26 protein-coding genes, 1 tRNA gene and 1 pseudogene are annotated in these 24399 nt (G+C 53.8%); 10 read left to right on the forward strand and 18 right to left on the reverse strand.

Going from position 1 to position 24399, the window contains the following annotated elements; translation table 11 throughout:
• Positions 1-22: 22 nt before the first annotated feature.
• Positions 23-967: an ABC transporter ATP-binding protein gene (locus ACFFT4_RS33660; RefSeq protein ID WP_378053985.1), complete on the reverse strand. Its 945-nt coding sequence runs from the start codon at positions 965-967 to the stop codon at positions 23-25.
• Between the two features lie 158 nt (positions 968-1125).
• On the opposite strand from ACFFT4_RS33660, the gene ACFFT4_RS33665 reads away from it, so the two are divergent.
• The 3 genes from ACFFT4_RS33665 to ACFFT4_RS33675 are packed head-to-tail and all read left to right on the forward strand — an operon-like array spanning position 1126 to position 3583.
• Positions 1126-2286, forward strand: coding sequence for a sensor histidine kinase (locus ACFFT4_RS33665; RefSeq protein ID WP_378053988.1), 1161 nt, complete (start codon positions 1126-1128; stop codon positions 2284-2286).
• Positions 2283-2942 (forward strand): response regulator, encoded by a 660-nt coding sequence (locus tag ACFFT4_RS33670; RefSeq protein ID WP_378053990.1) that lies wholly within the window; start codon positions 2283-2285, stop codon positions 2940-2942. The genes ACFFT4_RS33665 and ACFFT4_RS33670 overlap by 4 nt, the downstream gene beginning before the upstream one ends.
• Entirely contained in the window at positions 2939-3583 is a 645-nt protein-coding gene (locus ACFFT4_RS33675) for a YktB family protein (protein ID WP_378053992.1), read from the forward strand. The genes ACFFT4_RS33670 and ACFFT4_RS33675 overlap by 4 nt, the downstream gene beginning before the upstream one ends.
• Positions 3584-3822: 239 nt before the next feature.
• Here the strand turns inward: ACFFT4_RS33675 and ACFFT4_RS33680 are convergent, their stop codons facing one another.
• Together ACFFT4_RS33680 and ACFFT4_RS33685 are read right to left on the reverse strand one after the other, a co-directional pair.
• Positions 3823-6840 carry an efflux RND transporter permease subunit gene (locus tag ACFFT4_RS33680; protein ID WP_378053994.1) on the reverse strand — a complete coding sequence of 1006 codons (3018 nt, stop codon included), beginning with the start codon at positions 6838-6840 and terminating at the stop codon, positions 3823-3825.
• A gap of 231 nt (positions 6841-7071) precedes the next feature.
• Entirely contained in the window at positions 7072-8247 is a 1176-nt protein-coding gene (locus ACFFT4_RS33685) for an MFS transporter (RefSeq protein WP_378053996.1), read from the reverse strand.
• Between the two features lie 240 nt (positions 8248-8487).
• Here ACFFT4_RS33685 and ACFFT4_RS33690 point away from each other — a divergent pair, with 240 nt between their 5' ends.
• Both ACFFT4_RS33690 and ACFFT4_RS33695 read left to right on the forward strand, forming a co-directional pair.
• On the forward strand, positions 8488-9960 hold the full coding sequence (locus ACFFT4_RS33690) for an aminotransferase class I/II-fold pyridoxal phosphate-dependent enzyme (RefSeq protein WP_378053998.1): 1473 nt from the start codon (positions 8488-8490) through the stop codon (positions 9958-9960).
• A gap of 240 nt (positions 9961-10200) precedes the next feature.
• Positions 10201-10620, forward strand: a complete 420-nt coding sequence (locus ACFFT4_RS33695) for a DUF1885 family protein (protein ID WP_378054000.1) — start codon at positions 10201-10203, stop codon at positions 10618-10620.
• Between the two features lie 68 nt (positions 10621-10688).
• Here ACFFT4_RS33695 and ACFFT4_RS33700 read toward each other — a convergent pair whose 3' ends face one another.
• The 3 genes from ACFFT4_RS33700 to ACFFT4_RS33710 form a co-directional block, all read right to left on the reverse strand.
• The gene (locus ACFFT4_RS33700; RefSeq protein WP_378054002.1) at positions 10689-10985 is read right to left on the reverse strand and encodes a DUF1292 domain-containing protein; all 297 of its coding nucleotides are present in this window, start codon (positions 10983-10985) and stop codon (positions 10689-10691) included.
• A gap of 120 nt (positions 10986-11105) precedes the next feature.
• Positions 11106-11687: a copper amine oxidase gene (locus tag ACFFT4_RS33705; protein ID WP_378054004.1), complete on the reverse strand. Its 582-nt coding sequence runs from the start codon at positions 11685-11687 to the stop codon at positions 11106-11108.
• A 174-nt stretch (positions 11688-11861) separates the two neighbouring features.
• Positions 11862-12062 carry a hypothetical protein gene (locus ACFFT4_RS33710; protein ID WP_378054006.1) on the reverse strand — a complete coding sequence of 67 codons (201 nt, stop codon included), beginning with the start codon at positions 12060-12062 and terminating at the stop codon, positions 11862-11864.
• A 142-nt stretch (positions 12063-12204) separates the two neighbouring features.
• Between ACFFT4_RS33710 and ACFFT4_RS33715 the strand changes: the two genes are divergently transcribed.
• Positions 12205-13002 (forward strand): MBL fold metallo-hydrolase, encoded by a 798-nt coding sequence (locus tag ACFFT4_RS33715; RefSeq protein WP_378054481.1) that lies wholly within the window; start codon positions 12205-12207, stop codon positions 13000-13002.
• Between the two features lie 206 nt (positions 13003-13208).
• Here the strand turns inward: ACFFT4_RS33715 and ACFFT4_RS33720 are convergent, their stop codons facing one another.
• Positions 13209-13442 carry a hypothetical protein gene (locus tag ACFFT4_RS33720; RefSeq protein ID WP_378054008.1) on the reverse strand — a complete coding sequence of 78 codons (234 nt, stop codon included), beginning with the start codon at positions 13440-13442 and terminating at the stop codon, positions 13209-13211.
• Positions 13443-13630: 188 nt separating this feature from the next.
• Between ACFFT4_RS33720 and ACFFT4_RS33725 the strand changes: the two genes are divergently transcribed.
• Positions 13631-13706: transfer RNA gene (locus ACFFT4_RS33725), tRNA-Val, on the forward strand.
• 160 nt (positions 13707-13866) lie between these two features.
• Here ACFFT4_RS33725 and ACFFT4_RS33730 read toward each other — a convergent pair.
• Together ACFFT4_RS33730 and ACFFT4_RS33735 are read right to left on the reverse strand one after the other, a co-directional pair.
• Positions 13867-14109, reverse strand: a complete 243-nt coding sequence (locus tag ACFFT4_RS33730) for a DUF771 domain-containing protein (RefSeq protein ID WP_378054010.1) — start codon at positions 14107-14109, stop codon at positions 13867-13869.
• Positions 14110-14418: 309 nt separating this feature from the next.
• A pseudogene (locus ACFFT4_RS33735) lies at positions 14419-14937 on the reverse strand (DUF3231 family protein).
• A gap of 137 nt (positions 14938-15074) precedes the next feature.
• On the opposite strand from ACFFT4_RS33735, the gene ACFFT4_RS33740 reads away from it, so the two are divergent.
• Positions 15075-15287: a DUF378 domain-containing protein gene (locus ACFFT4_RS33740; protein WP_378054012.1), complete on the forward strand. Its 213-nt coding sequence runs from the start codon at positions 15075-15077 to the stop codon at positions 15285-15287.
• A gap of 219 nt (positions 15288-15506) precedes the next feature.
• Here the strand turns inward: ACFFT4_RS33740 and ACFFT4_RS33745 are convergent, their stop codons facing one another.
• Positions 15507-16616 (reverse strand): response regulator, encoded by a 1110-nt coding sequence (locus ACFFT4_RS33745; protein WP_378054014.1) that lies wholly within the window; start codon positions 16614-16616, stop codon positions 15507-15509.
• Positions 16613-18352 carry a sensor histidine kinase gene (locus ACFFT4_RS33750; RefSeq protein ID WP_378054016.1) on the reverse strand — a complete coding sequence of 580 codons (1740 nt, stop codon included), beginning with the start codon at positions 18350-18352 and terminating at the stop codon, positions 16613-16615. The genes ACFFT4_RS33745 and ACFFT4_RS33750 overlap by 4 nt, the downstream gene beginning before the upstream one ends.
• A 580-nt stretch (positions 18353-18932) precedes the next feature.
• Between ACFFT4_RS33750 and ACFFT4_RS33755 the strand changes: the two genes are divergently transcribed.
• Positions 18933-19799, forward strand: a complete 867-nt coding sequence (locus tag ACFFT4_RS33755) for an S-layer homology domain-containing protein (RefSeq protein ID WP_378054018.1) — start codon at positions 18933-18935, stop codon at positions 19797-19799.
• A 429-nt stretch (positions 19800-20228) separates the two neighbouring features.
• Here ACFFT4_RS33755 and ACFFT4_RS33760 read toward each other — a convergent pair whose 3' ends face one another.
• The 5 genes from ACFFT4_RS33760 to ACFFT4_RS33780 all read right to left on the reverse strand — a co-directional run bounded on the left by ACFFT4_RS33760 (position 20229) and on the right by ACFFT4_RS33780 (position 22345).
• Positions 20229-20612: a YkvA family protein gene (locus ACFFT4_RS33760; RefSeq protein ID WP_378054020.1), complete on the reverse strand. Its 384-nt coding sequence runs from the start codon at positions 20610-20612 to the stop codon at positions 20229-20231.
• Between the two features lie 129 nt (positions 20613-20741).
• Entirely contained in the window at positions 20742-21200 is a 459-nt protein-coding gene (locus tag ACFFT4_RS33765) for a GNAT family N-acetyltransferase (RefSeq protein ID WP_378054022.1), read from the reverse strand.
• The gene (locus ACFFT4_RS33770; protein ID WP_378054024.1) at positions 21197-21463 is read right to left on the reverse strand and encodes a hypothetical protein; all 267 of its coding nucleotides are present in this window, start codon (positions 21461-21463) and stop codon (positions 21197-21199) included. The genes ACFFT4_RS33765 and ACFFT4_RS33770 overlap by 4 nt, the downstream gene beginning before the upstream one ends.
• The gene (locus ACFFT4_RS33775) at positions 21456-21938 is read right to left on the reverse strand and encodes an NUDIX hydrolase (RefSeq protein ID WP_378054026.1); all 483 of its coding nucleotides are present in this window, start codon (positions 21936-21938) and stop codon (positions 21456-21458) included. The genes ACFFT4_RS33770 and ACFFT4_RS33775 overlap by 8 nt, the downstream gene beginning before the upstream one ends.
• Positions 21939-22108: 170 nt before the next feature.
• Positions 22109-22345, reverse strand: coding sequence for a macro domain-containing protein (locus ACFFT4_RS33780; RefSeq protein ID WP_378054028.1), 237 nt, complete (start codon positions 22343-22345; stop codon positions 22109-22111).
• 632 nt (positions 22346-22977) lie between these two features.
• Between ACFFT4_RS33780 and ACFFT4_RS33785 the strand changes: the two genes are divergently transcribed.
• Positions 22978-23661, forward strand: coding sequence for a hypothetical protein (locus ACFFT4_RS33785; RefSeq protein ID WP_378054030.1), 684 nt, complete (start codon positions 22978-22980; stop codon positions 23659-23661).
• Positions 23662-23915: 254 nt separating this feature from the next.
• On the opposite strand, the gene ACFFT4_RS33790 is transcribed toward ACFFT4_RS33785, so the two are convergent.
• Both ACFFT4_RS33790 and ACFFT4_RS33795 read right to left on the reverse strand, forming a co-directional pair.
• A complete protein-coding gene (locus tag ACFFT4_RS33790) occupies positions 23916-24038 on the reverse strand; it encodes a CD1375 family protein (protein ID WP_378054032.1) in 123 nt (40 codons plus the stop codon).
• 68 nt (positions 24039-24106) lie between these two features.
• A complete protein-coding gene (locus tag ACFFT4_RS33795; RefSeq protein ID WP_378054034.1) occupies positions 24107-24283 on the reverse strand; it encodes a hypothetical protein in 177 nt (58 codons plus the stop codon).
• Between the last annotated feature and the right edge of the window lie 116 nt (positions 24284-24399).

Here is a 24399-nt window from a genome sequence, read left to right on the forward strand (position 1 = left end):
CGTTGCTCCTCCTCCGTCCTCGTCAGATCTGGTCCCGCAGCGTCCGGCCGGTCAGCGCCAAAAACAGGCTTTCCAGATCCGGCTCCACCCGGGTCAGCTTCTGCAGCTTTAACTCATGCTTGGTCAGAATAAACAAGATGTCCTGCAAATACGCTTGCGATTCCTGCAGCACCAGCTCCAGCTGCGAATCCTCCCGCCTTTGGAAGGCGGTCACCCGGGGATGGCTGCGGATTTCCGCCGCGGCTTCGTCGGTGAGCCGGTTCGTCTCCAGCAGCAGCCGTTCCTCCAGACCGGCCTGAAGGATCAGCTCCTCCTTCGTTCCGCGCGCTACCAGCCTGCCGCGATCCATAATGCCGATTCTCGTGCTGATCGCTTCGACCTCTTCCATGTAATGGCTCGTGTAAATGACGGTCGAGCCCATTCCGTTCAGCTTCTTGACCGACTCCAAAATATGATTGCGCGATTGCGGGTCGATGCCGACGGTCGGCTCGTCCATAATGATCAGCTTGGGCCGATGCATAATCGCGCAAGCGATGTTCAGCCGCCTCTTCATCCCGCCGGAGAACGTAGCCGGCCTGGTCTTGGCGAAATCCCGCAGCCCGGCGAACTCGAGCGCTTCCTCCACCCGCTCCTTCAGCAGGTTTCCCCTTAGTCCGTACAGCTTGCCGAAGAACGCGACGTTCTCCCTGGCCGACAGCTGCTCGTAAATCGCCAGCTCCTGCGGCACGAGTCCGATTCTGCGCTTCGTCTCGAGCGGCCGCTTGGCGACGGAGTATCCGTCGAGCGTAATTTCTCCGGAATCGATCGGCAGCAGGCCCGACAGCAGATGGATCGTCGTGCTTTTTCCCGCCCCGTTCGGACCGAGCAAGCCGAAAATCTCCCCCTCGGCGATGTCCAGGTTCAAATGATTCACGCTGATTTGCGTATCGTATTTTTTGACGACCTCTTTGAATTGCACCAACGTCATATCGGCGTCCCCTCTCTGACTCGTTGATTTCATTATAGGCAATCCGGATTCCGGCGGCAGGTATACTGAGTCACCGGTTTTCGCGCGCCGAGGTGACAAAAGTCATTTCCTGAATGCTATAATGGAAATCACCCAAGCATTTCGGAAGGAGTTCCCCCATGAGGCTGCCTCTGGTCTGGCTTCAGCATCTGCTGATCGCGGCGCCCGCGATCGCCACGCTCTACGAAGCGGACATTCCCGCGACCGGGCCGTACGTGATCTGCGTGCTTCTGGCGCTGCTGTATGCCAGACTGCTGCCGCTTGCGCCCGGCAGGTATACGATTCTGCTCATTTCTCTGGGCATGATCGCGTTCTCCTGGTTTTTTCACGAGTATGGGGGGCTGCTCTATTTTCTCCAATATTCCCTGCTCGTCTCCGCCGTTCTCGGCTTACAGCGCCCTGCGGAGCTCGGCTTGGCGATCGTGCTGTCCGGCGCGGTTCTGAACACGGGCGCGGCCGCTCTGCCGGCGGACACGGTGTGGACGATGAACCTGGTCTGGTTAACCGTCGCGCTGTTCGTTGCGGCCGTCTTTATTCGGAAGCGGCAGGCGGACCGGCTGGAAAAGGCGATGGAGACGCTGGCGGGCAGCCAGGAGCAGCTGGAGCAGGAACGGGCGCGGGCGTTGGAGTACGCGAGGAAAGTGGAGGATTATGCCCAGGTTCAGGAACGCGGGCGCATCGCCGCCGAGCTGCACGACGATCTGGGACATCGGTTGATCCGGGTGAAAATGATGACCGAGGCGGCGCTCCAACTGATGGAACGCCATCCGGTCCAGGCGACGGGCCTGATCGAGCAGGTGCGCGGCCAACTGGAAGAGAGCATGAACAATATGCGGTACACGGTGCGCAGACTGCAGCCCCGCGACTCCGCCGGCGCCAGACGGTACGCGCTGCATCGGCTGATCGAGGACGCGGCCAGAGACTTGCGGATCGAGGTCGATTTCGCGGTGACCGGCCACCCGTTCCCGCTCTACCCGAGCCTGGAATTCGTGCTGTACCGCAACGCCCAGGAAGCGATCACGAACGCGGTCCGGCACGGCGGAGCCACCTCGGTCGCGGTGGAGCTGCGCTTCGCCGAAGACCGGATCGCCATGGACGTCTCCAACAACGGGGCGCCGCCCGAGAAGATTTCGCCCGGCATGGGACTTAAAGGAATGCAGGACAGGCTGGCCGTGGTCGGCGGGCGGCTGCGCATCGAGACGGAGCCCCGGTTCGTCGTGTCGACGATCGTGCCTCATTCGCAAAACCGGCCGGCGCACGAAAAGGAGAACCTACAATGATTCAACTGGTTATCGTCGATGACGACCCGTTCATCCGGGAAAGCCTGAAGCTCATTCTCGACCTGGACCCCGAGCTGACGGTTATCGGCACGTGCGGCGACGGCGAAGAAGGCTGTCGCTTCGTTCAAGAGCATCCGGAGACGGACCTCGTCCTGATGGATATCCGCATGCCCGTTTGCGACGGCGTCGAAGGAACGCGCAGACTGAAGACGCTGGACAAGCCGCCGGCCGTGCTTATTCTGACGACGTTCGACGACGACGAATACATCGTGCAGGCGATCCGCCATGGCGCCAACGGCTACTTGCTGAAGAACGTGCCGCCCGCGCGGATCGTCTCGGGCATCAAATCGGTCGCGGAAGGCAATCATCTGATCCATCCGGACATCGCCCGCAAGCTGGCCGGCCTGCTGGACCAGCGCGATTCCCGCGAGGACGTCGGCGCGGCGGCCAGGCGGCTGGCGGACGCCGGGCTCACCCCGGCGGAGCGGGACATCGTTCGCCATATCGCCGACGGCATGTCGAACAAGGAAATCGCCGGGGCGATGTTCCTGAGCGAAGGCACGGTGAAAAATTACATTTCCGAAATTTTGGGCAAGTTGGGCCTTCGGGACCGCACCCAGATCGCTATTTTTTATTTGAAGGAGTCCAGAGCATGAGCGCAATCGCAACGAATGAATTTACGGGATTCGAGGATCGGGATTTCGAGGTGTTCGAGATCGAAGGGCTGGAAGCCCGCATGGAGGCGCTGATCGCCCGGGTAAGGCCGAAGTTTCACCTGCTCGGGGAGCGCATGGCGCCGCTATTATCGGAGGCTTGCGGCGAGGAGATGTTTACCCACGTCGCCAAGCATGCGAGAAGAACCGTCAATCCGCCCAACGATTCCTGGGTCGCCTTGGCCCGCAACAAAAAAGGGTACAAAGCCCATCCCCACTTCCAGATCGGCCTGTGGTCCACGCACGTCTTCGTCCAGTTCGCGGTCATCTACGAGTGCCCGAGCAAGGACCTGTTCGCGGAGCGGGCGCTGGCCGAGCTGAAGTCGGTGCGGGGGGCGATCCCCGCGCATTACGTATGGTCGAAGGATCATATGGTGCCGACGGGACTCGTTCACGGGGAACTGAAGAACGCCGAGCTGAAGGAGCTGTTCGTGCGGCTGAAAACGGTCAAGGCCGCCGAGCTCACCTGCGGCATCCACATTCAGCGCGGAGACCCGCTGCTGGCGGACGGCGAAGCGTTCATGAAGCTCGCCGAGGAGACGTTCCGCACGCTGCTGCCTCTGTACCGGATGGCTGCGGTCTAACGCGCGAAGAAGCTGTCCCCTGAAGTAAAGGCGTACAAGATGGTCGATGGTAAAGAAGAAGCATCTATCTCCTGGAGCCTGCCTCATACGTTCCTGAAATGACCCATTCACGGGTTTAACAGTTCAAAATTTCAGGATCGTATAGCAGCGGAAGGAGATAGATGCGACTTGCTCTCATTCATCGATCGTCGTTCGGTACGTCTCTTTTATTTTGGGGACAGCTTCTTTGCTTTGCAGTCTTACTGCGCCGCCGCTTCGCTTACCGACGCCGCAGCGATCCGGCGCTGGCGGGCCGACTTGCGGAAGTACAGCAGCTCGTAAATGCAAGGCACGATGACGAGCGTGAGCAGCGTCGAGACGACGAGTCCGCCGATGACGACGATGGCCAGGCTCTGGGAGACGATGCTGCCGCTCTCCGCCGAGCCGAATACGAGCGGAAGCATGGCGCCGACGGTAGCGATCGCCGTCATCAGAATCGGGCGCATGCGCGTGCCGGCCGCCTCGAGCAGCGCTTCGCGAATCGGCATGCGCTCCTCGTTATGCTTCACCCGGTCGATCAGGACGATGGCGTTCGTGACAACGATGCCGATCAGCATAACGACGCCGAAGATGGCGGTGAAGTCCGGCGTAATGCCGGTTACGATCAGCCCCAGCACGGCTCCGATCGGCACGAAGAAGATCGAGCTGATGATGGCCAGCGGCGCTTTGATCGTCTTGAACGTAAACACCATGATCAGATAGACGATGCCGATGGAAACGATCATCATCATGAACAGGCTCATAATGTCGGCCGATTGATCCGCCGAAGCGCCGCCCACGTTCAGCTTGACGCCTTCCGGAGGCGCGACGTCCTTCAATTGCTTGTCGATCTCCGCTCCGACCTCGGACAATCGCGATGGCTCGACCGAAGCCGACACGCGGATATAGCTGTCGCCGTCCTTGTGATAGAACGACGTTGCCTGCTCCGACTTGACCCATCGCGCCACGGAGGATACCGGCTTCGGCCCTTCGTCGGTCATCACGGTCAGGGATGAGAGTTCCTTCTCGGATTGCGGCTTCAGCGCCGGCTCGATCCGGACGGGAACCGTTCGTCCGTCCATGGCGACGGAGCCGACCGGAACCGGATTCAGCATACCTTGGAGCTGAGCGGCGATCTCTCCCGCTTTGGCGGAAGCCGGATCGACTTCCAGCGTGTAGATCATTTTCTTCTCCTGCTGGTTGCTTTCGACTTTCAGCACGTCTTGGATCGGCGCGATCTTGGCCATGACCTCTTCGGCCGTCTTGCCGATGTCTTCGAGATTGCCGCCCGTAACGTCGATAATGACCTGTGTCGAGCTGCCGCCGGACATGAAGTCGCCCGTCGACACGTTCAACTCCGCCTCCGGATAACCCGCGGCCTCCGCCTTCACTTCCTCGATCGCTTGCTCCGCGTCCGCTCCCTTTTTCATTTTCAACATATAGGAAACAAGCGTCGGAGAAGCGACGGAACCGTACTTGGCCGATTCGGAGTCGTTGCCGTTGCTCATGCTGACCAGTTCCACATCGTCCCGGTTCAGCAAATACGTCTCCAGCTTGTAGCCGTTCTCGAGCACCTGCTCCGCCGGAGTGCCCGGCTTGTACTGCAGGCTTACGTTGACATTTTCCGCGTTCGAGGAGTCGATCGCTCCCTTCGGCATCGTCAGGTAAGTCGCGATAGACGCGACGAGCAGGACGAACGCCCCGAGAATCGGCAGCCACTTGCGCTTCAAATTCCATTCCAGCAGGCGGACGAACCGCTTCGACGGCTGATGCTCCTTAATGGTGGAGTTGCGCAGCACGCCGGCGCTCATCAGCGGAATAACCGTCAGCGCGACGACCAGGGACGACAGCAGCGAATAGGTCATCGTCAGCGCGAACGGCAGCAGGAACGCCTGCAGGCCGCCTCTCAGCAAGCTCATCGGCAGGAACACGGCGATCGTCGCCAGCGTGGAAGCGGTGATCGCCCGGGCCACTTCGGCGGCGGCGTCGACGACGATTTCCTTCGAAAACTTCTCCTTCTGCAGCCTGCGGAAAATGTTCTCGATGACGACGATACTATCGTCCACCAGCCGTCCGACGGCAACGGCGACGCCGCCCAGCGTCAAAATGTTGAGCGTAATGCCGGACAAGTCGAGCAGGTACAGCGTCATAGCCAGCGACAGCGGAATCGAGACGATTGTCACGAGCGTGGCGCGAACGTTGCGCATGAACACGAGAATGACGATCGTGGCGAACAGCGCGCCGAGAAGTACTTCCCGCATCATGCTGTTGACCGAATGAACGACTTGCTCCGAGGTGCTGATCGCGACCTTCAGCTCGACCGCCGGGTTCTCCTCGTTATATTTGTCGATCACCTTCTCGACTTCCTTGCCGACGTTGACCGCATTGGAGTCCGCTCCCTTGGAGATGACGAACTCGATCGCGTCCTTGCCGTCCACACGGAACAGGCTTTCCTTGGAATCGTCCAGGACCACGTCCGCCACTTCGCCAAGCTTGACTCCCGGCACGACGGGAAGCTGCTTCAGCGTATCGATATCCTGCAGTTCGGCGACAACGTTCAGGTTGACGATCCGGCCGTCCATCACGCTCTCCCCGACCGCGGAGGATGCCGTGCGCCCTTGCAGCACCCCGTACAGCGCTTGGAGCGGCACGCCCTTCTCCGCCAGCTTCGCGGCATCCGGCTTGATGCTGACCGAAGGCTGCGGCTTGCCGGCAAGCATTACGCTGCCGACGCCGTCGATCGCGGTGAACTCGTCCTTGATCCGCTGCTCGATCGCTCCCTTCTCCGCTTCGCTGACGCCGTCGGCGAAAGCGAGCGTTACGAACGAGATCGGAATCATCGACGTGTTGAACTGCACGACATAAGGAGGAGATACGTTCTCCGGCAGGGCCACCGCTCCGACCGCTTTCTCGACCTCGAGCTTCGCTTCCTTCATGTCCGTATTCGAATCGAAGTCCAGATTCACTTGCGAGAATCCGTCTCCCGACTCGGAGAACGTGTTCGTCTTTCCTTTAATGCCGGCCAACGCCTGCTCGAGCGGACCGGTAACCGCCCGATCCATTGCGGAGGCGTCGTAGCCCGGCCCGATGACCGATATGGCCACCTGCGGATTGTCGGCCTCCGGGAGAAACTCCATCGGAAGCTTCGTATAGCTCAGCACCCCCATCGCGAGTACCATGATTACGATGATGATCATCGCCGCTTTGTTGCCAAATGCTCCGTCGATTAACTTTTTCAACTTTCCGTTCCCCTTCCGCTTCTGCGTGTTTACTTTGTTCAGCTTAACGGATAACCGTCCGGCCCGAGAATCGGCTGCAGACCGGACTTTCGCCTGGACTCGAGTCTGAGTGCCTGTCGGTCTTCGGTCTGCGCGGGCACAAAAAAACCGAAGGCGCGAGCCTTCGGCTGAAACAAGCGATATCGGAATCGGACAGGCGGTTGACGGTTGCAGCAGGCGGTTGGGCGCTAATCAGGCGTGCGCTTTCTGGCGGCGAACCTGAATACGGAACTGCGCCAGCAGCCCGAGCGCGGCGATCGAGAGAATGCCGGATACGGAGAACGGCAGCCAGTCCGCCACCGCGAGCAGTGCCGCCCCGAGCGTCGGTCCGATAATTCGTCCCAGGCTGTCCATGGAAGAGCTGAGGCCCGAGGCGATGCCCTGTCCGACCGTCGTTTTCTGCGTGATAAGCGAGGTGACGCACGGCTTGATCAACGAGTTCCCGACGCCGAATACGCACAGGTACACGGTTGCCATTTCCCTGCTGTCGGCCGTAAGCAGCAGGAAAAACCCGGCCGCGGATATGAGCAGCCCGAGCGCGATATATCGACCTTCCTGACCGACCTTCACACGCCTGCGGACAATGCCTCCCTGGACGACCGCTCCGGCCAAGCCGCAGAAGAAGAACATCATGCCGACCTGCAGCGGAGTGACTTCGAATTTCTTCATGCTGAACAGCTGCAGCGTCGCTTCCAGGATCGCCAGCGAGAACGTCACGAAGAAAGCCAGAATGTACAAAAATTTGAGCGGACCCTGGAACGCGATCCAGCGCGACACGCGCTTGCTTCTGTCGCGGGAAGCGCGCTTCTCCGGCGGCAGCGATTCGGACAGGCCGAACCAGGCCACGACGAATACGATCAGGGAAAGCACGGACGCCGCGTAGAACGGCGTGTGGAGCGTAATTTGGCTCAGCAAGCCTCCGAAGCCCGGACCAAACGTAAATCCGAGTCCGATGCTCATGCCGACGACGGCCATGCCCTTCGTTCGCTCCTGCTCCGTCGTAATGTCCGCGACGTAAGCCACGATGCAGGATACGACCGCGCCGGAGAACAGCCCTCCAAGCACGCGAGAAGCGTACATGATCCATAGATGATCCCCGGACAGGCCGAACAGCAGGAAGCTGACCGCAAAGCCGAGCACCCCCGTCATAATGACCGGACGCCGGCCGATTCTCTCCGACAGCGCCCCCCAGAGCGGGCTGAGCAGGAACGACATCAACGAATAAATGGAGAGCATCAGCCCCGTATGCCAGTTGGCGGATTGCGCGCTCACTTCCGTCACAAGCTCGGGAAGTATCGGAATGATGATGCCGAACCCGATGAAAATCGTAAAGAGCATCAGCCCTACGATCGCCAGTTTGCTTTTCACGCGTTTATTCTCTCCTCTTGTTGTGCGATAAATAAGGTAATGTGCCGAAACCTATCTTTTATTGATGGTAGCACATAAATCCATGCAGTTCCAAATTGCAACCGTTGACGTTTTGGTGACAAAGTGATCCCGCGAGAACGAACAGTTGATTTCCCCCCTATTTTTGTTATACTCATGCTGTTTGGATAAAAGGCAACGTTGAATCCTCCGGCACGTGACGAGAAAGGCAGGGAACTTCTATTGGATCATCATCGCACTCCTCTATTCGACGCGCTGCGTTCCCATGCACAGCAAAATCCGGTGCAGTTCCATATCCCGGGGCATAAGAAGGGCGCGGGAATGGACCCCGAATATCGCGATTATATCGGACAAAACATACTCGACATCGACTTGATCAATATCGCTCCGCTGGACGACCTGCACCAGCCGACCGGCGTGATTCTCGAAGCCCAGAAGCTGGCCGCCGACGCGTTCGGCGCGGACGCGACGTTCTTCTCGGTGCAGGGAACGAGCACGGCCATTATGGCGATGATCCTGTCCGTCTGCGGCAACGGGGACAAAATCATCGTGCCGCGCAACGTGCACAAATCCGTTCTGTCGGCCATTATTTTCGCCGGCGCGCGCCCAGTGTTCCTGTCTCCCGTACGGGACACGAACCTCGGCATCGACCACGGCGTCACGACGCGTTCCGTCCGCCGAGCTTTGGAGCGCCATCCCGACGCCGCCGCCCTGCTCGTCATCAATCCGACCTATTACGGGGTATGCGCGAATTTGAAGGAAATCGTCGATCTCTCCCACGAGTATGACATTCCGGTGCTCGTGGACGAGGCGCACGGAGCGCTGATCCACTTCTCCGACGAGCTGCCGGTGTCCGCAATGGAGGCCGGAGCCGATATGGCCGCGACGAGCGTCCACAAGCTCGGCGGCTCCATGACGCAGAGCTCGATTCTGAACGTGCGCAGAGGGCTCGTCAACCCGCAGCGCGTGCAGACGATTCTCAGCCTGCTGACGACGACGTCGACTTCTTACCCGCTCCTCGCCTCGCTCGATACAGCGCGAAGGCAGCTGGCGATCCGCGGCAAGGAGCTGGCCGAACGGACGCTGCGGCTCGCCCGTCAGGGGCGGGATGCGATCAACGCCATTCCCGGCCTGTACTGCTTCGGAGACGAGCTGCTCGGCGAGGAAGCGACGTACGATTACGATCCGACGAAGCTGACCATCCACGTGCGGCACCTGGGCATTACCGGGTACGACGCGGAAAATTGGCTGCGCGAGCATTACAATCTCGAAGTCGAGCTCAGCGACATGTACAATATTTTGTGCCTGGTCACGCCGGGCGACGACGAAACGTCCATCGGCATTCTGGTCGACGCGCTGAGCAAGATGTCGGCCGAATATCATGCCGACTCGAAGGAAATCGCCGAGCTGGTCGTCGTGGTCCCGGGAATTCCCCATCTCGCGCTTACGCCTCGCGACGCTTTCTACGGGGAAACCGAGCTAGTGCCGTTCAAGGAATCCGCCGGCCGCATCATTGCCGAGTTCATCTACGTATACCCGCCCGGCATTCCAATCCTGCTGCCCGGAGAAGTCATCTCCCAGGAAAATATCGACTACATCGTCGATCATCTGGAGGTCGGCCTTCCGGTCAAAGGACCGGAGGATCGTTCGGTGACCCATGTCAAGGTCATTATGGAAGAAACGGCCATTTCGTAAAGCCGAAAAATTCGGCTTCCGGAACGTCGATCAGAGGGGCGGTTCATAAAAGCCGGAGCTGCCGAAAAACCCGCTGTCCATGTCACGTGCGTAGGGCAGCGGCAAGCTCCGTATATAAACGCCTCTTCCGCCTCGTCCCGCTGTCTGCGCCCCGTGCGCCGGGCAGCGGTTTTTTTCGCGTTACGGAAACCGTTGTCAACGAAAGCCGGAAATGCTATCATGGGCGTGGGGGTGGAACCGATGAGTCAAAGCGCTTACATATCGCTTGTGCAAGGCTCGACCATATCCGAGATCGATCTTGCAGGCGTTCAGGAACAGCTGGACCGTTACCGGGAACAGCTGGAATTGACAGGCAGGCAATTGGGATGGGATTACGCCGAATCGGCGTTTCCGTACAGCATCGAGCAGAAACCCGAAGCGGAAGGCCGCTGGTTTTACTTGAAAGGCACGACCCCTCAGTATCGTTATATCGTCGTAGGCACGGGCCAACGGGCAAGCGAAGAAGAGTCCGTCCCTTACATCCATTTCGTGCTGCCGGACGATTCTACGCACGGAGACAAATCGAAAGCCAACGAGCTGTGCAAATGGATCGGCAAGCAGCTGCAGGCGGAAGTCCGAATGTTTAACGGAAGAACGATCTATTATAATCCGAGAAAATAAAACAAGGCTGACACTCCTTCTCCGTTGAAGGGATGTCAGCCTTAATTGGGTCGCTGTCGGAGCGGAGACTAGGCTTGCCCATTCTCTTGGGCGGCCAGCTCCTCATAAGCTTTCATGACCGTCTCCCACTCTTCGTCGTCTTCGATGTTGACGAGAACCTCATCCTCGCCGTCTTCTTCGACCCGGAAGATAACCCCGTCATCCTCGGGATCGTTGCGATCCAGCAAGACGGCGTAAACGCGGCCATTATTTTCGAATGTGTACACAAGCACCATCTCGTGCTCGTTGCCCTCTTCGTCCGTTACGATAAATACGGCCTCTTCGTGGTCGTGATCGCAATTCTCGTCATGGACATGATCGCTCATAGCGAGCCTCCGTTCAATTCGGTTGTTTTTTCCTACTCACGTATCGTATCACTTCCGCCCACAGGGGTCAAACCATAAAAAAGCCCGGTCCGCGAGCGGATCGGGCTTCGTTCCTAACGCTTATTTGGAATTGATCGTCTTCTCGGAAACGACCTGGAAAGAGGATTCTCCCGCCGGCTTCACATAAAAACGGAGCGTGTAAGCGCCGACCGAATCGAAATTGTAGGAAATATCTTTAATCGTGATCCAGAAGTCGTTCTTGCCGTTCGGGAAGTCGGAGTCGCCCGATCTGCGCTGCTCGATCAGCGTCTCCTCCCCATACGGATTGGCGATCGCCAGCTTAAGCGCGCTGATGTCCGTCTTGAGCGAGTCGACTTGAATAAACGTGTTGAATTTGAACTTGTCGTTCTTCTGAACATCCGCAAATATAGTCGGGCCGGAACTTGTGACCATATGAACGTTAGGCTTGTAAACAATCGCCTTCCCGTCGTCCTTGACCACGATGGCCTGAAGCTTATCCGAAATGACCTGAGAAGAAATGTAGACCTTGTTGTCTACCAGAATTCCACCGTCCGCCACTTCTTCCGACTTCTTGTTATTAATCAGCACCCTCAATTTCTGGGATACGGAATCCGCATAAGCTACGCTGCCCCACATCAATGTTAACGTCGCAACCAGAACGATCAGTTTACGAACCTTCATCATTTGTTTCCTCCGTCTTTTCGCCGTCTCGTATAGCTATCGTACTTGTTTATACTGACGCTAAAGCGGAAAGTTGCGCAGGAAAGTTAAAAATTAATGAGAAGATTATCATTTTCTCCTCATTGCACTTCTGTCGCATCGTGACGATTGCTGCGCTTGCCCGGGAAATCCCGTTTATCGCCGACCGGGCAGCGTCAGCACGCAGGGAACGCCTTGTCCCACCGCCCCGGGGAGGCTCATGCGAGCCAAATAACTCAAGCCTCTGCTGCATGGCGTCTGGCATACGGCGCACACGTCGGAAGTTACAATTTTCATCTGGGCCCGTTTTTGCTGCTCTGCCACCGTCGATTTTTTCTTCTTGTTTACTTTGCTCACTGGCGATCTTCCTTTCGCACAGCCCTGGAAATAAATTAACGATCTTTCCACAGACTATGCGGGAACAACCTGTGCCGCTACTGAGCGATCCGCGATTTTTAGCTTGCCTTCTTACTTAGCTAGGTAAATTATGGTACATTGGATGAAGCTGAACTTCACGTATGCAATCCCCTTCTTAGGAGGTACCGAATTGAAGATTACCATGCTGGGAACCGGCAGCGCCTTTGCCAAAACCTTCAATAATAATAACGCTGTCATCGAGACGGACGGACGGCTCCTGCTCGTCGATTGCGGAATCACCGCTCCCAAAGCGCTTCACGAGCTTGGCTACAATTTTAATGACCTGCACGGGGTTCTGATTACCCATATTCACGCCGACCATATCGGGGGGCTGGAGGAGTTCGCGTTTCAGATGAAATTCGTCTACGGACGCAAGCCGATTCTCTATATTGCCGACACGCTGGTGCAGCCCATCTGGGAATATTCTCTTCGGGGAGGCTTGCAGCAAGAGGACGCCGAGACGCTTCGCGACTTTTTCGACGTGCGTCCTCTGGCAGTCGGTCCGCGTCACGAGCTGATGCCCGGCCTTGAAGTCGAGCTCGTTCCGACTCGCCATATTCCGAGCAAGCCGAACTTCTCGATGCTGTTTAACGGCTTCTTCTTCTATTCCGGCGATACCGTATTCGCGCCCGACCTGCTGGCGTCGCTCGTCGACGAACGCGGCGTGAAGGTTATTTTCCACGATTGCCAGCTTCATCCGCCCGGCGTCGTTCACGCCTGTCTGCCGCAATTGCTCACCCTGCCCGCGGAGCTGCAAAAACGGATCTACCTGATGCATTACGGGGACGACCAGCCCGAATTCGTCGGCCGCACCGGACAGATGAGGTTTGTCGAGCAGCAAACTCCGTACGAGGTCGAGCGGCTCACCCCTGAAGAATAATTTATGATATGATGGTAAGGAAGGAACATCGAACGAGGAAAGGAAGAAGCTTGTTGCTTGCCACCTTTATTTTTGGCGGGGTAATCGCCGTTGTTCTCATTTGGATCGTGTTATGGGTGACCAAGAAAGCCTACTCCCGCAAATGGGAGGAATAAGCGCAATCAGGGGTGAATCGGAGCCGATCGGTGTTCCGGAGCACCCCTGATTTAATTGGAACGAAGCGATTCCTCGCTCCTCCGATCTTCCCGTAAAATCTCGGAAGTCCCCTCGGGCTGACGACCGCGGTCCCGCTCCCGATTCCGCGGGAAACGCGACCAGGTAATTTGCTCGTCATAAGCGGAGCTATCCCGCCTCACGAATCGCGCGGTCGCCGCCAACACTCCCCCAATCAGCGTAAACAAGCCGATAATCCACACCGCAAACAACGCCGCTTCCCTCATTCGCCGCTCCCCCTGCCCAATACGCGCTCATACATAGGTATGCCGCAATCTTTGCAAACATCCCTCTTTTCCTCCTCGAAAACCTTCCATCACGCTTGGCGTAAATTCCGCAATTTTTTTCTAAAAATCCAGTTGACTTTGGGCTTCAGCCTTGTTATTATATTACTTGTCGCCGCTAAACAAAGCATGATCTGATAGCTCAGCTGGGAGAGCACCATCTTGACAGGGTGGGGGTCACAGGTTCGATCCCTGTTCAGATCACCATACTTAAGCGACCGAGAGCCTTAGAGTGATAAGGGCTCTCTTATTTTTTGTCTGTGGGTCTTCCCAAATTTGGAATCCCTAGAAAATGTGTTTTATGTGAATAGAATCATCCGAACATACAAAAAGACGCTCCTCTAATTTCACCCGTGTTATCCAACTCTCAGTAGAGTCGTCGTTTTCTACTGATTTCCACCTTGCATTCCACTTTACTTTCCGCCATACCATTAAGCGCCTCCTCCTTGACCAAGAACTGACTGAACCTTCGGTCAAGAAATCCGGCCATCTTAGAAGCTTGAAATGCCCAGTGCTGTCCCTGCATCCATGGATAGAAAACAAATCCTCCGTCAGCCGTATCAAGCTCTTTCCGAAAACGCGGCGGATAAAGGATGTCTCCTTGACCCATTCGCTTTTTCTACCAACAAAGCGTTCCAGTTCCTGCATTGTCCAGTAAACTTCGGCTTATTCGTTTTTCTTATATTCTTCCACTTCGACCTTACTAATCACAACCAGGTCTTCGGGAACACTGATATTGAGGCTAACCCTTTACCGTTGCATGTATCCTACTTTATTCGCTGCTCATCATTGAGAGTGTACATCTCTCCTTTACTTAGATGCTCATGAATAAAATTAAAAAGCCTCGGCTTGGCCGAGACTCCTTATACCGGTGCTTCCGAGTTTCTGTTTCGATCCTATTAAACCAGTATTTGTAACGTTATACTTGAACTGTTTCAGGACGTTTAATTTGCAGCGGAGGAGGGATCAACCAGCCTTTATCCTTAAGCATCCTAAGCGTTTTACCGCCAAGTACCGTTTTTGCTGCGATGTGCTTAGCAAACAAAGCTCCGATATCTTCGCGAATACACATTGCCATCGCTTGAGTACAAGCGACTAACCCTGTTGCTGTGTCTGTCGAAATGGCTGCAGCTATATCTTGATCAGATAAACGCGCACCGACTGGTATATCCTCGAGGTTAGCTCGAGGCCTATCGGCCATCATCGGAGCTGGAGCAATGCCATTAGCATTAAGTATTTCATCCAATTCCTTTATTTCTTGTTTGGCTTGATTAATATAGTCATCAATAAGTTTCTTTAGATCTTTATCACCGGCGTGGTTATGATAGAGCTGATAAAATGATACAGCCCCTTTTGCAATTGTCGATGCGCTTCAAACACTTGACATCTCTCCATAATGCATAGGCTCATTTTTTGGAATACCACTAAGAATCCCCATAAGGAACAGCCTCATTTCTGTTTTTGTTCAAATTGTATGCCGTTCTCCTGTTTTTCTTATGCACTGATAAAAGCACTTGAGCATAAAAAAATTGATCATGGGGATACTGTTTCTAAATAATGAAAGGAGAATGCAGTGTGAGGACATTGAACATCGTAGCACTCAGTTTGTTAATCGTTGGAGGACTGAACTGGCTGTTGATTGGTTTATTTGAGTACGATTTAGTTGCGAGGATTTTCGGAGGGCCAGATTCTGTCATGTCCCGAATTATTTATGTCATTGTTGGAATTTGTGCATTATACTGTATCAGGTTTTTCAATGATGTTGGGTCAGAGGAAAAAGCTCGATAAATCTGGCGGCTTCGCCGCACTTTCAGAAGTCGTACGCTCTAACCCATTCTGCAGCGTCGTGATGAGCGTGGAAGGCGGCGGAATAGCTTCAGTGAATCACACGGTAGAGCAGAGATTTTTGTTTATTCATTTCCTCTACCGAGCCTTGCATCCGCAAGGACAAGGTCAAACCCGCCAAAAGTTCGTCGTGCCTACCGGATCGCTCATACGTCCGCTGATTCACATCTTCATCAAAGAACTGGCCTCGGCTGGCAGAGGAAGGCCAAGCTGCTGTTCGTACAGTTCGGCGTAATGGCGGAAATGGGCTTGGAGCGCAAGCCGATCCTTCTGCTCGCGATAGGCATGCAGCAGCAGCAGGTTCGCTTCCTCGTCCAGCTCGGCCAGCGTCAAAATTCTCCTGAGCACGATAACGGCCAGTTCGTATCGTCGGTGCTCGATTAACCCGCGGGCGAGACGTTTGGCGAAGCTCATATACAGCTGTTCCAGCCTGTACTGCTCTGCAGCGCACCAGTGATAGGCGTTATCCTCAAACAGCGCCCCTTTATATTGCTGCTCCAAAGCGATGCCTTCGTCGAGATCGACCAGGGTAATCTCTCTCCCGCTCCACTGCTTAACCTGTTCTTCAAAATTCACATAGTCTACGGCAACCTCCCGCATCTCCAGACGGTACTGCTCATTGGCGGACTGTACGATCGCCTTCATTCCCAGCGGCATTAACGCCTTGCGGAGCTGATAGACTGCCGTATTCAAATAAATCTCGGCATTCTTCGTCGGCATGTCGGAGAATATATCTTCAATGATTCGACTCTTGGCGACGAATTGTCCGCGGCAGAGGAGCAGGTACGCGAACAGCTCGGCGCTTTTGCGCGAAATCCAGCGGACACGGGCGCCCTGCGCGCCGCATAACTCCAAGCTGCCCAACGCGCGAACCTGCAAGCGCGGTTCGGCTTGTCCCTCCGCAGCGTTCTGCGCCCTGTGCTCGACCGCTCGGGCAATGGTCTGCTCCAGGCGACTGCGCGAGATCGGCTTAACGATATAATCAAGCGGATACGTCTCAAACGATTCCAGAGCATACTCCTTATGCGAAGTGACAAAGACGATATCCAGGCCGTCGACCAGCGCGCGCAGCTGCGCGGCCGCCTGCAAGCCGTTCTCTCTCCCGATCTTAATATCGATAAAGGCGATATCAACAGCTTGCCTACGGGCAAACTCCACCGCTTCAGCCGGATCCTGGAAGCACTCTACCCGTTCAATCCCTTCTATGCGTGCCAGCATCTGCTTCATAATCGTATGCATCGCCCGTTCATCGTCAAGGATCATCACCTTCATCGCTCCGGCTCCCCCTCCTTCGGCACATGGATATAAAACGTGCTGCCTTCACCGGGCGCGCTTTCGACGCGCAGACGCCCGCCGCTCAGCTGCAGAAACCGGCGGCTGACCATCAGCCCGAGGCCGGCTCCCTTCTCCCCCTCGGTGCCCGGAAGGGTATCCAAGCTGGCATCGTCGAATAGGAGACGCAGCTGCGTCTCGTCCATCCCGACCCCGTCGTCGCGCACGGCCAACAGCCATTCTCCCTCTTCCTCTCGTGCGCGGATGAAGACCGTACCGCCCCTGCGCGAAAACTTGATTGCATTCGAGAGCAGATTGCGCACGATCAGCAGAATCGCTTCCCTGTCTGCGCGAACGAAGAAACGATCGGGCACTTCGTTGACGAGACGGACTTGTTTGGCTTCGCTGCGCAGTGCCAAGGCTCTACACGCTTCGTACACGATTTGCGAAAGGTCGAACTCGTCTGCGCGAAGAGAGAAGCCTTCCTTCTGCGCCCGAAACCATTCCAGCAAATTTTCGGCCATCGTATAGGTATTGCGAATTTGCTCGCTTAATGTGTCCACCAGCTCTCGCTGATCCGACCGCAGCGAGTTCCGCGTTTCCTCCAGCAGCTCGATCAAGCTGACTTGAAGGGCAAGCGGATCGCGAATGTCGTGCGAGACGACGGTGAACAGCTGATCCTTAAGCTGATTAAGCGAGGCGATCTGTTCAAGATGCCGCTGCTTCTCCGTAATGTCGAAGAGAATGCTGACGGTGCCATGCTTGCGTCCTCCCTGAGAGAGCAGCGGGTATACGTCCAGAATAAAGACGCGATCGGGAAGACGGCCATCCCCCGGGATCTCCATCCTCCCCGTCCGCATCTCTAAGCAAGCTTCCCTCCACTCCGGCCAGCCGACCAACACGTCGTCGATGTTCAGACCGATAAGCGATTCGTCCTCCATATCGCAAAGCAGGGGCTGAACATAATCGTTATGATCGACAATACGCCCCTTGTGGTCAGCAATCAGAAAGCCTTCCTGCCGGGTGTCGATTATCTGCTGCCGCGCCATAGGCACAATCGAGAAAAGCTGATTACGAACGATCAGCCATAGCATAATCATGCCGAGAAAGCCGGTATATACCGAAAACGGCAGCAGCCAGCTCTGCAGGCCGGGAACCGTCAGCTTGGCCAGCTCGAACAAGACGGGAACGCAGCACAACACAAGCACCCACATGCCCGCTTTGCGTACCTCGGGCCGGGCGCTGCGAATATAGCGAACGACAAAAACCAGGCCAATCGCGATAATCGTAAAGCACAGCAGATTAACGCTTAGCGCAAGCGGAGTTCTGACCGTCTCCAAATGTCCATCAATAAGCTGATTGCCGGCATAAATAAGCCCGGTGCGGAAATCGGTTGCGATGACGATCGCCCATCCCGCAAACGGGCCGAAAATGATCAGATGAGAGGAAAGCTTGCGCCACTTGTCCCTATTATACAAGTCCAGCACAAATAGAATAAACAGAGGCACGCTCAGCACCAGCGAGATTTGCTGGATGCCGCGGAACCATTCTTTGTCCGGCAAGGTATGCGCCTGCAGCTCCATAATGACGCCGCTTGCATAAATCAATCGGCAGGCCATGATCCAGACGAAATAACGAACGCCGCGCTCGCGCCGATAAATCCCTGCATAAATCAGCGAAACGCCCATCAGAATAACGGCCACGACCATACCTGTGTAAAATAACGCTGCATTCATCCGGCTATGTACCCTTTCTGCATGCGACCTCGTCCATTCATTTTACCAGATTCGCTGCCGCCTCTTAAGTCTTTCATAATTCTTTCGCAGCAGATAACAATGTCACGATTACAGATTATACGGTGACCGCGACGGAAATTGTGATCCCATCAACCATCTGAAGAAATCTATGCTCGTGCTCACCGCCTGTACACAAGCGGAAAATGCCGAAATCTGTGCAGGAGTACTGTCCCTGTATTCATCCTTACATAAACTATAGAGGTGATGAGCGCTCATCCTAATAATGATTACGGCGGTGATTGTATGAGTTATCCTATAGCTGGCGGCGGTGCTGGAGTGGCGTTCGCCCTGATTCTTTTCATCCTCCTGGTCATCATTTTAAGAGCCGGATATTAAAAAATCGGAACCGCGTTTTGCCTTCCCTGCAGCGCTCTTGACGAGCCTGCGGGGATTTTATTTTTCTCGCGCCGTTTGAAGAATCTCGAATGCGCCCTCCGACAGGTGCAACCTTTTCCAGCTTAATGCCGTCAACAATACTAACCAGAAAAACAATCCATTTCACCAAACGGAGGGGAAAATTATGAATTTGAAATTTCGCAAATCGATGTTGCTGCTCGCATTGGTCGCCGTCTTCAGCCTGACGATCAGCGGGTCGGCTTTCGCAGGAACGGACAAAGCATCTGACAAGAAAGAAATCACCATCGCAAGCGCGGTCAGCGCCATCGTCAAAGGGTTAGGCTTAAATATCGATCATATCCGGTTCATCAAGGAACCGCAGGCGAGCGACTATTACACCAAGGTTGCGGATAACGCCGCGTACGCCAACGATTTTATTATTGCTCAATTTAACGGTCTCGATCTCCCTCGGGACGTGAATCCCGCCGCCAAGGTCACCCGTGAACAATTCGCCAAATGGCTCTACGGCGCCCTTAGCAGCAAAGGCGATTACGCCTGGATCGAGATTTTCCTGAACGTATCAGATGCCGATCTGGTTACGGACGGTTACATGGACAGCATCCAAAAAATGCTGATCGCCAAAATCTTCACGCTGGACAGCAAACAGCGTTTTCACCCGCAGAACGGAGTTACGCAGGCCCAGGCCGGCCTCGTCATCGCCAGAACGAACAAATTTATCGAGGATGTCGCGCCCATCTCCGAACCCGAGCCGTCCGTCCTGAGCAACGTCTTGCTCTCTTCCGAGAAAATAACGGACGAGGTGCTCAAAGTCACTCTGACCGCCACAGTTCCGCATCCGGGGTACGGCATCGAAATCACGGGAATTTCCTTCGTCAAAAATGAAGCGGTCATCCAGTACAGGGCCGTTCTTCCCGATCCGGATAAAATGTACCCGCAAGTGCTCGGAGAGGTCTCTATCTCCACTTACGTATCGTCCGAGTTCTCTCCTGTATTGGGAGATGAGCAGCCCGCGGTTCCGTTTCAAGGATAAAGGCGCGGGTAATGAGGCCGTCGGTTAACCGACGGCCTTTTTCATCGGTTTCCGCTGCTTGTCCCCGATCGTCTGCCGCACTCCCTGTCCGCTTGCCCGAATAAAGGGAAATGATGAGATCTGTCGAATCATAGAGAAGGATGAAACTTTGGGGGTTGAAGACTGAAATATTATCTCGCTTATAACGGGAAACGTGTCAATATACCGCTATCACGAGATGAAGCATTTAAGATACTCATGGAAACAAAGGGGGCAATCAAAGGACTGAGTATCATGGTGTACGATGACAGCGGGAAATTTATCCGGGAGATCGGAAGGAATAAGCCGAAATGACGGAAGCCAAACATTTGCCTCCATCTTCTGGAATAGAGCGTATGAGCATTCAGGCACATAGAAAAAGGGCGGTAAGCCCGCCCCAAAATCTATTTTTTATTTACTGAACTTATCGTCGATGTCTGCCACATCATCTTGCGAGTCAGGGCCAAACCAGTCTGCCAGCTTCGCCTTTGCTTTTTGACGAATATCATCATTAATATAGGCCGCTACTGTTCCTAATGCCGCTACCAGAGCTCCTAGATCGTCCGTGTAGCCTACAATGGGAACAAGATCGGGGATCGCGTCAATCGGACTGATAAAATAGGCCAAAGCCCCGATAATCACCGTTTTCGTCCATACGGGCGCATTCCCGTCCTTCATGCAATAGAAAAGCAGCAGCGCGGAGTAGACAACCTTAGATCCGGCCTTCTTGCCAAACTTCTTGATCTTCTCCCAAAACGATTCCTCCGAATACTGATCGCTTAAATTCTCAGCCACTTATCTCACCTCAATGAACTAAGTCCGTGTATTCGTGCAATGCTGATCAATTCGACAATATTACCCGTTATTCCTGCTTGTTGAAGGGGGTAAAAATAGGGCTGCAATGCTGCTCCTAGCATGGCGCTATTAGTTTAACTGAAACTCCATCGGATCATTGCACAGCGTATAACCATTCCTGGCGTAAAAATCCCTGCTCTCCTCGCTCGGCCACACGATAATGAACTCAAATCGATTTGCCGCCGCCCATGCCCGTATCGTCTCAAGCATATGGCTTCCTATCCCCTGCGATCGATAATCGGGATCTGTATAGACGTTTGTCATGTAGGCGAACGGATATGTCGTGCGCCCTGGCCGCGGCACCTTGTCGATCAGTTGAATATACACATGAGACACAATGATGCCATCGAGCTCGGCAACCCAAATATGCCAGCGTTCCCCCTGAATAGCTTGAACGAGAAACTCCCGGCACTCCGTCGCGAAAAGTTCAAAATCGTCACCCACCTCTGGATGATGCTCCAGCGTGAACTCCCAGCGCATAAGAATCAGCGCCTCAATATCCTCCTCCACGGCCTTCCTGATGTTCATGAGTCACCTCCAGCATAATCATCCCTGAAATTAAAGTGCTCGTGATAAATCCCGTCCATGCCGACAGGCTTGCTGCTCTCTTTGTGATAATAGGGGAACGTTTGATTGACGGGGAGCTTTAGCAATTGATAATTCATTTCTCTCGGCAATGCTTCCAGTTCTTCAATCGCTTTTTCACGTGAAGTATAAAGCCCTATCGGATAGAAGTTGGGAAACCTGCCTGTGTTCTCGGCTACGAAGATCGCCCAAACATACTTATTCATCATTTAGATCCCCACTCTCATCAAGCCATTGAGCAGCCAGTTCCAGAATCGTCAAATCCCTTAGAAGCATGAATTTTGTCGAGTAATCCTTACAATAACGAAGCAATTCTTGCAATTGAACAGTAGCCTCTTCGAGGCTCATCCATTCCGCCAGCATCCCCAACTGCAGTTCATCCTCGGTTAGGGCCACGTCCCCCTGTCGGCTCGTCGCCTTGGCAATGTAGCAATAGGATCGCTGCATGAACTGATTTTTAACTTTGTGCTCATCTATGTATCCGATCGCATGAATAATAACAGCGCTATAGCCTGTTTCTTCCCTGATTTCTCGTATGAACGCCTCTTCCTTGTCCTCGTCTTTCTCCAGGCCGCCGCCTGGCAGTTTGTACAGATTGGCTGCAGCCATTCGCATCATCGCGACTTGCCCATCGTCATTGATGAGGACTCCCCTGGACGCATGCCGAGAAACCTCGTTCATGAACTCGGGTTCCCCACCCGCAAAGTCACTGTTCGTTATGCTCTTTAACAGACGCACGCTCCCACCTTCATTCGTTTCAGAATCGAATTCATTGGATCGTTACCGTAGCTATATCCTTGCCGTTCCAGAGCTTGAAGCTGTAACCTTGATGCCATAAGTGCCAGGGAGCACTATCCGTAATAGTTCTCGCGGTCAGAACAGATAAATTGAATTCGTTCTACAGCAGTGCTTTTCTCTATGAAGTCAGCAACCGTCTTCAACGCTGCTTCAGCCGACTTGACTTTAGGGTAACCATAAATGCCCGTACTGATATTAGGAAATGCTATTATTGTTCTGACGTAAACATCCTCGACAGGCAACATTCTAACATTAAAATTATTAAACATATATTCCCTAGCCGCTTTCATGCACGAGATTTCCTCTAATCCTTTATTCCAAAGACGAAAACTTAGAGTAGCTTGTGACTTTTGGGTAGTCTAAATAAACGCCAGGAACTGCCTGGTCCCAAGAATCTTTCCTCTCACTAAAATTGCTCCATCCATGATTTCCCCTATTTTACCACGAATAGGAATCTCACGACATACGTCCCATATTCCCGCTTCCACATATCGCCAAAATAGGACATTTGATTTATAATAGATGGGAACCAGGAACCACACAAAGATTGGAATCGGAGGATGCAGATGGGCGCTAAAATAAAGTGATCGCAGGAGATTATCAAAGCAAATTGGTTGGTTATGCGAGCATTTGAAGCAACTTCTTTGCAAAGACATTTTTTACTCTCTACAAAAATAACAGTTGAATAATACAAAGTAGTGGATGAGTCTCACGGGAAAAGTGTTACTTACGCTGTTGGTAGAGGTCTCGTTAGAGGTTTCTTGATTGGCCTGTCGGTTTACTTGCTGGACTTTTAGCTAAGAGCAAGGGACCCATGTTGTAGCGGTACAACTTAAGGATGGAAAAAGAGTTTGATTGAAATGGATGAAAAATCTATAAGGCGCTTCTTTACAGAATGCTTCTAAATTCAGGAGGGTAATACGTGAAATTTTTATACAAATTTTCTATAATCTCTTTAATCGTTGTTTTAGTTGGTTGCAACGCAAGTAATTCGAACAACACTGTTAAAGATGAAGAAATCACCCAACTAAAAGATCAGATAAGTCAACTTGCAGCCGAGAACCAACAATTGAAGGATCAATTGTTATCTTCGCAAGAAAAGAATACTTCCGAAACCGAACAGTCCATCGAATCTGAACCAACATCCGAAACAACCGAAGAAGCAAGAAACGTTATAGAACTAAATAAAAAGATTGTTCTATCAGATTTCGCAGAAATAACTTTAACTAAAACAAAGTTCACATCAAAAGTAGTTCCGCCTAAACCTGATGGAATGTATTCCTACTATGAAGTAAAAGATGTAAGTAATATTTATTTAGATACCGTTTTAAATGTAAAGAGCCTTCTAACATCAGGTAAAAGTTCTGATGAATTTGCCTCTGTCAAAGTTATCTATGATGAGAAATATAAATATGATAGCTTCTCGACAATTGAAGAACGTGGTGGATCTGATTTTACTTACACTAATATTACAAGTATCGAGCCTTTGAAGAATGGAGTGCTCCATTTTATCTCTGAACTTCCCAAAGAAGCATCTGAAGATGACAAACCAATTGATATTGTGATTTCAATTAATGGTGATGAGTATAATTATAAATTAAGGTAATCGGTCACAAGGGACTTTTTAAACTGGCCCCCATAGACTGAACACTTTGAAAAAGGTGTTTAGGCTATGGGGGCCAGTTTAACCCCTCCTGCTCCTTTTTAATAATTCCCCACGGTCTCCACGCGAACCATATCCACAAGGTACCAAATGGAACCATCCCGGCTTTTGACAAAAAAATAGCCCGAAGAGCCGAAGCCTCCGAGCCCCCAAGCTGATTGGTTCTACCGGATACAGCCCAATCAAATAGGACCCGTTTAAGTTGCGGAGTCTTGCGTATCTGCGTCAAGCATCGTCTGCACATCGGCGCGCCAGCGAGTCGGCACGTCGCCGATCTCACGCACTCCCGCTTTGATCAGGCCATAATAAACTTTCGCCATAAGGTACTCCCTCCCGTAATGATCTCAGCCAGCTCCGCGAGTGCGAGATGCATGTCGAGCTTGTCCATCTACTGCGCTTCGGCCAGTTCGGCGAGCGCCAGCTTTAGCTCAAGGTTTTCGGTTTCGAGTTGAGCGATTCGGTCGGGTTCCGGCTCCGGCCGTTCCGGCGGCTCTGTGCGCGTCCATGTCTCGCCATCGTAGATGTCCCCCGGCTGCAAATCGTCACTCTCGTCAAGCGGAAGCATGTGGGGGGCGTCCACTTCGCCGCTGAGGTATGAGACACTAGTACAGCGACCTGTGCTGTCTATTTGTGCGTATATATACAAACCCAAAACCCCCTATCAATAGTATTCTATGACTT

The organism is Cohnella cellulosilytica (assembly GCF_042431195.1).
Lineage (GTDB): Bacteria > Bacillota > Bacilli > Paenibacillales > Paenibacillaceae > Cohnella > Cohnella cellulosilytica.